Genomic DNA, 1,071 nt, shown 5'->3' with positions numbered 1-1,071 from the left:
TCTCTACGAAATGAAAGAAAGAGAAGTCGCAGAAGTAGTAGGAATATCCCAAAAAACAGTTAATAACATCAAAAATAAGCATTTACCAAAGATTCAAGAGAAATTGAGACCTTGGAAAAAATAATTACTCAAAAACTTACTAGATGTCCTAAGGAATATGAGGGAAGAAGTCTTACTCAAATACAAACAGGATGTCCTAAGAAGTATGAGGAGATACAACTTACTCAAAATGAAGGCAAATGTCCTAAGGAGTATGAGAGGAGAAATCTTACTCAAAAATTTAAAGAATGTCCCAAGGAGTATGAAAGGAGGAACAAAGTGGACTTAGTAAAAAACGAACAGATGGCAGAAAGTTTAATAGCCATCTCAATTGTTGCCAAGAAGATAGCTAAGGAATTAATGCAACCAGAGAAAGGAGAAAAAGATGTCAAGAATAAAGCTACTAATGGAAATCAAAGAAGATGCAGAGAATCTTGCATCTAGTATAGGTGTCCTTCTAACAGCACTAGAAAGTGATGAGGAACTGCCTAAAGAAGAGAAGGCAAAACAAGAAGAAAAGACCTATGAGATTGAAGATGTTAGAAAGATACTAGCCGACAAATCAAGATTAGGCCATACAGCTAAGATAAGAGAACTCTTAGAAAAGTATGGAGCTAAAAAGTTATCTGAGATTGATCCAAGTAACTATAAGGACTTGGTAGCAGATGTGGAGAAGTTGTAATGGGCGCTCATGCTATTTTATCAGCATCATCTTCTAATAGATGGATTCACTGTCCACCAAGCGTAAAGCTATCTCAAAAATATGAAGATGAAGTTAGTCCTTATGCACTTGAAGGTACCTCAGCTCATGCCTTAGCAGAATATAAACTAAAAAAGTTATTAGGCTTAGATGTAAAAGATCCAACAGAGGATTTAGATTTTTATGATGAAGAAATGGATGAGTTAACTGAAGGATATGCCTCATATGTAATAGAAGTAATAAGTAGGTACGAAAGCCCAGCCGTCTTTGTGGAAGAAAGACTTGACCTATCAGACTATGTTAAGGAGTCCTTTGGAACTGCTGACTGTGTA

At 35.9% G+C, this 1,071-nt stretch carries 3 protein-coding genes; all 3 read left to right on the top strand.

Annotated features, from left to right (window positions below; all coding sequences use genetic code 11):
• The first annotated feature begins 111 nt into the window (after nt 1-111).
• A complete protein-coding gene (locus tag PEPTYR26121_RS08415; protein ID WP_044565540.1) occupies nt 112-483 on the top strand; it encodes a hypothetical protein in 372 nt (123 codons plus the stop codon).
• Nucleotides 425-721, top strand: coding sequence for a hypothetical protein (locus tag PEPTYR26121_RS08410; RefSeq protein WP_026074035.1), 297 nt, complete (start codon nt 425-427; stop codon nt 719-721). Before PEPTYR26121_RS08415 ends, PEPTYR26121_RS08410 begins: the two co-directional genes overlap by 59 nt.
• Nucleotides 721-1,071 (top strand): DUF2800 domain-containing protein (locus PEPTYR26121_RS08405; protein ID WP_180500975.1); only part of this gene is annotated, 351 nt, incomplete at its 3' end. The genes PEPTYR26121_RS08410 and PEPTYR26121_RS08405, both read left to right, overlap by 1 nt.

Origin of the sequence: Aedoeadaptatus nemausensis, assembly GCF_903819165.1 — a bacterium.
GTDB classification, from domain to species: domain Bacteria; phylum Bacillota; class Clostridia; order Tissierellales; family Peptoniphilaceae; genus Aedoeadaptatus; species Aedoeadaptatus nemausensis.
Note: the sequence above shows the minus strand (reverse complement) of the source record. Positions and strands in the feature narration are given on the sequence as shown.

Coding starts and splice junctions, on each gene's coding strand:
- PEPTYR26121_RS08410 (WP_026074035.1), top strand. CDS start 425: ATGTCAAGAATAAAGCTACTAATGGAAATCAAAGAAGATGCAGAGAAT.